Source organism: Tenacibaculum xiamenense (assembly GCF_964513065.1).
Taxonomy (GTDB): domain Bacteria; phylum Bacteroidota; class Bacteroidia; order Flavobacteriales; family Flavobacteriaceae; genus Polaribacter; species Polaribacter xiamenense.
Genome location: NZ_CAZEQU010000004.1, coordinates 1 through 6,218 on the forward strand (window position 1 = coordinate 1; position 6,218 = coordinate 6,218).

Annotated in this window: 5 protein-coding genes; 4 read left to right on the forward strand and 1 reads right to left on the reverse strand. The window is 33.9% G+C overall.

Going from position 1 to position 6,218, the window contains the following annotated elements; genetic code table 11:
- Positions 1-191: 191 nt before the first annotated feature.
- Together ACKTTV_RS00540 and ACKTTV_RS00545 are read left to right on the forward strand one after the other, a co-directional pair.
- Positions 192-482 (forward strand): GIY-YIG nuclease family protein, encoded by a 291-nt coding sequence (locus tag ACKTTV_RS00540; RefSeq protein ID WP_408028848.1) that lies wholly within the window; start codon positions 192-194, stop codon positions 480-482.
- 300 nt (positions 483-782) lie between these two features.
- On the forward strand, positions 783-2,057 hold the full coding sequence (locus tag ACKTTV_RS00545) for an McrC family protein (RefSeq protein ID WP_408028849.1): 1,275 nt from the start codon (positions 783-785) through the stop codon (positions 2,055-2,057).
- Between the two features lie 529 nt (positions 2,058-2,586).
- On the opposite strand, the gene ACKTTV_RS00550 is transcribed toward ACKTTV_RS00545, so the two are convergent.
- Entirely contained in the window at positions 2,587-3,369 is a 783-nt protein-coding gene (locus ACKTTV_RS00550; protein WP_408028850.1) for a DUF6261 family protein, read from the reverse strand.
- Positions 3,370-3,596: 227 nt separating this feature from the next.
- Between ACKTTV_RS00550 and ACKTTV_RS00555 the strand changes: the two genes are divergently transcribed.
- Both ACKTTV_RS00555 and ACKTTV_RS00560 read left to right on the forward strand, forming a co-directional pair.
- Entirely contained in the window at positions 3,597-4,415 is an 819-nt protein-coding gene (locus ACKTTV_RS00555; RefSeq protein WP_408028851.1) for a LytR/AlgR family response regulator transcription factor, read from the forward strand.
- 156 nt (positions 4,416-4,571) lie between these two features.
- The gene (locus tag ACKTTV_RS00560) at positions 4,572-5,849 is read left to right on the forward strand and encodes a M20 metallopeptidase family protein (protein ID WP_408028852.1); all 1,278 of its coding nucleotides are present in this window, start codon (positions 4,572-4,574) and stop codon (positions 5,847-5,849) included.
- The last annotated feature ends 369 nt before the right edge of the window (positions 5,850-6,218 follow it).

A 6,218-nucleotide genomic window follows, 5' to 3' on the forward strand; every position in this document is an offset into this window, starting at 1 on the left:
CGAGAACTAATTCGAAGATGGCATTACTTCTCGATACAAAATTTCACTTCATTGCATTCTGTGAAATTCCACTCGAAGTGACAATAGAACAAAACGGAACTGTCAGTCCGAGTGATTTTGCGGAGTGAAACGGAGTAAAATGGTATCGAGAACTATTTGAGAGTAAAATTAGTCTATATTTTTATCAGATTATGAAAAAGTACATGGTTTACATATTGGAGTGTTCCGACAGTACCTATTACACGGGAATTACGTCAAATTTAGAAAAGCGTATTCTAGAGCATAGTCGCGGTTTAAAAATTGGAAGCTATACTTTTACTAGAAGACCAGTAGAACTAGTTTTTTACTGTGAATTTACAGATGTTAATTTGGCAATTGAAAAAGAAAAACAAATTAAAAAATGGTCAAAAGCAAAGAAGAGAGCATTAATAGATAATAAAATAGAGTTATTGCCCAATTTGGCAAAAAAGAAATTTAATTAAAATGTCAGTTCGAGTGATTTTTCGGAGCGATAGCGAAGGAAAATAGTATCGAGAACTAATTTGAGTTAGGATTACTTCTCGATACAAAATTTCACGTCATTGCATTCTGTGAAATTCCACTCGAAGTGACATCAGAAAAAAAGGACACTGTCAGTTCGAGTGATTTTGCGGAGTGAAACGGAGAAAAATAGTATCGAGAACCAATTTTAAGTTAGGATTACTTCTCGATACAAAATTTTACATCATTGCATTCTGAAAAATTCCACTCGAAGTGACATTCATTAAAAATACTTACAGGGAATGAAATCTAATTCGATTACTGTTTACGAGCACCAACGAATATATGTTGGCAAAACATATAATGGGCAAGTTTTTAAACAAAGACATTTAGATGCTTTATTAAAACTGAATGAATACCACGATTGGAAATATTTTCAACCTATTGCAAAAGGTATTCAGTTTAACCAATATGTAGGCATTATTCAAATAAATGGCTTATCGATTGAGATTCACCCGAAAGCTGATAAGAATGATGCGAATAGTAAATGGCAAAGAGTTTTGTTAAATATGTTAAAAGCATGCGGTAAACTTAATCCAGAATCAGCAGGCGCAGCGAATGTAAAACGTTCGAATCTAAATTTGTTGGAAATATATTTTGAACATTTTTTGTCGGAAGTACAAAGTTTACAGCGTAAAGGATTTATCAAGCAATATGGAAAGGAAACAAAAAATACCAAAGCGTTAAAAGGTAAACTGGAGTTTGCTGGTCATTTGCAAAAGAATATAGTTCACAAAGAACGTTTTTACACTACCCATCAAGTATATGATACCGATCATATATTACATCAAGTTTTGTATAAGGCTTTGGAAATCGTTACTCAATTTTCGAGAGGTACTTGGCTGTTAGATACATGTAAGCGTATTGCGCTCAACTTTCCAGAGGTTTCTAAACAGCAAATTACGACTCAACAATTAAATTCGATAAAGTTACATAGGAAATCGAAAGATTATGAAAACGCTTTAAAGTTAGCTCGTTTAATTATTTTGAATTATTCACCAGATATTTCTGGAGGAAAGGAAAAAATGTTGTCGCTTTTATTTGATATGAACGTTCTTTGGGAAGAGTACGTGCTAAGAAAATTGAAAGAAGCTACCCGGAATAATAAAGAAATTGAGGTAATAGGACAAGACTCTAGGCTATTTTGGGGGAATAATTATTTGAAGCCCGACATTGTATTGAGAAAAGGAGGGAAGACCTATATTATTGATACCAAATGGAAAACTCCAAGTAATAACAAAGCATCGGTAGAAGATTTACGACAAATGTATACCTACTGCCGTTTTTGGGATGCAGAAAAAGCCTTGTTGTTATATCCAGGAAATGATAAAGAGAAACATGTTGAATTTGAACCTTTTAAAACAGATGATTTTTCGATTTATATGGAGCCCTACTTAGTAAAGCTCAACCATGAATGTAAAATGGGGTTTGTTTCGGTTTTGAACAATGAAGGCGGGCTTTCTGAAAGTCTTGGTAGCGAAGTTTTGCAGTTATTGGATACTGAAAATTTAGTTTAATCGAAATTTTATTCGGTCATTACCGATCTTTGAAAGCTTTCTGCCCACGTCAGGTCGAGGTCGGGGACAGCCGAAACCTTCCTGCCCACGTCAGGACGAGTTCGGGAACAGCCGAAAGCTTCCTGCCCACGTCAGGACGCCTTCGGGAACTGCCGAAAGCTTCCTACTCACGTCAGGACGGCTTCGGGAACAGCCGAGAGCTTCCTGCTCCCGTCAGGGTGTGTTCGGGAACTGCCGAAACCTTCCTGCCCGCGTCAGGGTGAGTTTGGGAACAGCCGAGAGCTTCCTGCTCCTGTCAGGATGAGTTCGGGAACTGCCGAGAGCTTCCTGCTCCCGTTAGGACGCGTTTGGGAACAGCCGAGGGCTTCCTGCTCTCGTCGAGACGAAAAAAACACCGCTGAAAAGCGGCGTTTTGTCTTGAAAAATGATTATTATTTATTTTGATTGCTCAACTAATGAGCCTTTTTGTTCCGATATTTTATATCGGAGGTTTTAAATTTATTTGGTGTTAATAGGTAAAGAATATTAACTAATCGTTGCTATCATCCGTTTGAGAATTTGTTGAAGATTCCTCAGGTGTTTCAGTTGAAGAACTGCTATAATTTCTTAAAACAGCCGTATTGTATTGATCTGTTAGGGTATTCCATTCATTAAGAACTGTAGTAAAAAGTGCAGCATTACTTTGGTTGTCAACATTGGCAATGGTACCCCGAGCTACAAAAATGTCCTTTAGAACTCTAAATTCTTCAATTGCTTTCATGCGTATTTCAGCCACCAAGCCCTCTTGTTCAGTAGACAAATCTTGTGCTCGTAACACATACTTTTCGTTAAAAGCATTGTTTAAACTTTTTAAATGTGACACCCATTGCGTTAATTCGAGCGAAGTTATTTCAGCAATTAAATCGGTTTCCAAATCATTAATAATAGCGTCAAGTGTTGCGGTTTGTTCTTGGTATCGCAAGGATTGAATTTTCGTGCCATAGGTCGCCAATTTATCAGATATTACGAAAGCCGCATTTTTTAAGTTTTCATTAAAATGATTACTTGCCCAAGCATCCACAGTTTGTTTTAGCCCTACGTAACTAGCGTCACGTTGCGCGTCAAGTTCAGCAATTTGAGGAGTGAGTTCACTACCCTTTATTTGCTGCCAATTCATTTTAAATGAAGTCATGATGGTCGCTAAAGCATTTCTTTGATCTGTAATTTGTAGAGTAGTAGCTCGTTCTTCGGTTACAATATCTAGCACATTGAAAAAATACTGCGCTAAATCTCCTTTACGGTACTTCTCTAAATTAGGAGTGGTTATTTTCATAGAATAAAATTTTACTTTTTCAAGACGTTTTAAAAATAGTGTTATTGCTTGAAGTTTAGTATTTTATTTTTTGTAAACTATGCAAAGTAATTTTGTGGATAAGCAATATTTACTAAGAGATTTTTATTTTTTTCAGGATAAAGTTTAGCTCAATTAAAAAGAATGGAAAACAAAACTAACTTATATTTGAGTTTTCAAAAGGCTAGGCAAACACCCCATTAAAATACATGAATTCAACATTTCTATACAAACAAATACCTTATAGTTTTCGTTTTAAAAAGCAGTTTTTTACCGCTTTAGGATTGGGGTGTTTAATAGCTTTTATTATGGTTTTTTTGGAACCTTTTGGTGTTTACCAATTCGAATCTAAATTCAAGATTGTTATTTTCATGGGGTTCGGAGGGCTGTTTTCTGCAATTTATCTTATTAATGCTAGGATTGAGAACCAATGGTATTACAGCAAAGGAGAAAAATGGACAGTGAAATATGAAATTTTAGCGTATCTGTTTTTAACCATCACAATAAGTTTTCCAATTCATTTTTATAATCAGGTATTCTTAAATAATTTGTTTAATGAATCTTTTAATGCTTCAGAATATTTAAGTCATTTTTTCTGGTTTTTTGGGAATTCAATACTCCCGATAACCTTATTAACTTTGCCTTTTTATTTATTTTTTAGAAATAAATTTGGCGAAATAGTAACGCCAGAAATAACTTCCATAATTCAATTTACAGGACTTAATAAAGGCGAACTGATTGAAGTGAATAAACAAGATGTATTGTTTGTAAAATCATCTGAGAATTATGTAAATATTTATTTTAACAAAGAAGGAAGTTTGCAAGAGGTTGTATTCAGAAATACCTTGTCTCAAATAAAAAAACAGGCCGAATTTTTAGAACAATGCCATAGGTCATATCTTGTAAATACTTCAGGGGTAAAAACAATTGAAGGAAATTCTCAGAATGCGAAAATCGAACTTCACGGATGTAGTGTAAAGATTCCTTTGTCTAAATCATATTTTAAAAAGCTAAAATCGGTCCTATAATTTTAGCCCAAAAAAATATTCTTTCGTCACTAAAATTAGTACTTCATCTAAAATAATAGGTGTTGGTCACTTTATTTTTTAAGTTTAGTTTTTTACTGGTTTTTTTGTGCAACCCAATGAAATATTCATGGGGTGTAATTTTAAAAAACAAACCAAATGATTAAAAGAATTCGATATTTAAAAGTTGCATTGATAGTTGTTTTACTAGTACAATGTAAAGTAGAAAAAAAGCGAGAACTAATCCAACGAAGTACTGATAGGATTGATGAAATTTATGATGATTTGATTGCCGTTCGGAGAGATTTGCATAGGTATCCGGAAGTGTCAGGAGAAGAAATAAGAACCGCTAAAATTGTAGCTCATTATTTACGGAGTTTAGGGTTGGAGGTTATATCCAATATAGCTGGCAACAGCGTGGTTGGAATTTTAAAAGGAAAAGAAAAAGGAAAAAGAATAGCATGGCGTGCAGATTTGGATGCCATAAAAATTGAAACCAACGATACGGTGCATTTTCATTCTAGAAATAAAGGGATAGCTCATATGTGTGGTCATGACGTACATACTACTATAGGTTTAGGAATTGCCGATGTTTTATCACAGGAAAAAGAGAATTTAAAAGGAACTGTTTATTTTATTTTTCAGGCATCGGAAGAAACGTTTACTGGAGCTAGAGAACTGGTAGAAAATGGCTTGTTCGATAGTATACAACCAGAAGAAATTTACGGACTTCATATAGGTCCAGCCGAAAAAGGAATAGTAAATACAAAAGTGGGAGAATTGTTTGCATATGAAAAAGAACTTCAAATTAAATTTAAACATGAAAAAGAAAGTATAATAAAGAATTTTTTGTCGGATATAATGGCTGGGTTTATCAGGAATAAACCGAATACGTCACCAAATGATTTAACGTATTTAATAGATGCTAAAGTGGGGATAGAAGCCAAAGAGACCATGTATACCGATTATTTTATTTTAAGAAATCTAAGTACTATAAGAAAGAATGATTTGGTTATCGGTACTATTAATTTCTATGAAACCAATAAAGAGAGAATTGATTTAATTCCTTTAGAAATACAAGAGAAAATTAATAGGTCTAAATTTAAAGAATCTTTGATATCAATTAAGTATACGGGAGGAAATCCAACGGTTTATAATAACAAGGAATTAACAAAGGAAGCTTTTGATGTATTGACTCAAGTGCATAAACCAGAACAGGTAAAGCCAATGTATGGTCAGATTCCATATTTCAATGAAGATTTTATTTACTATCAGCAGAAAATCCCAGGAGTATTTTTTCTTTTAGGTGGTTCGAACAAGGAAAAGGGGATTATTTCCATGCCGCATACTCCTAATTTCGCTGTTGATGAAGAAGTGATTAAGATTGGGGTTAACTGCTTTTCGAAGTTCATTTTACAACGAATAAATAAACAATGATTTCAACAGAAAAGCATAAAACGATGTTAGATAAAAGAAGTTATTATAAATAATTTGCCTACTAGCGTTCAATTATGTCAATTTTTTTTGGATAATTACTTGACGTTGTAAGTACTCGTTTAAGACGAGTACTGGTGATGGAATGTAATGAAGTGTAATTTAGTATCGAGAAGTATTTGATAGTTCCTTTTAAGAATAGTTCTCGATACAATTTTGGTCTTACTAAGGTTCGACCAAAATCACTTGAACTGACGGTTGTGTTATCCTAGTCATTTCTGTAAAGGTTAACTAATTCGTTGACAGTTTTGGTTAAAAATATTAGGAGCTACACCATTCAGACTTTGGTGTGGTCTTTCTTGATTGTAATAA

Bases quoted from the DNA above. Each gene is read 5' to 3' on its own strand.
- ACKTTV_RS00540 (WP_408028848.1), top strand. From the start codon at position 192: ATGAAAAAGTACATGGTTTACATATTGGAGTGTTCCGACAGTACCTAT.
- ACKTTV_RS00545 (WP_408028849.1), top strand. From the start codon at position 783: ATGAAATCTAATTCGATTACTGTTTACGAGCACCAACGAATATATGTT.
- ACKTTV_RS00550 (WP_408028850.1), bottom strand. From the start codon at position 3,369: ATGAAAATAACCACTCCTAATTTAGAGAAGTACCGTAAAGGAGATTTA.
- ACKTTV_RS00555 (WP_408028851.1), top strand. From the start codon at position 3,597: ATGAATTCAACATTTCTATACAAACAAATACCTTATAGTTTTCGTTTT.
- ACKTTV_RS00560 (WP_408028852.1), top strand. From the start codon at position 4,572: ATGATTAAAAGAATTCGATATTTAAAAGTTGCATTGATAGTTGTTTTA.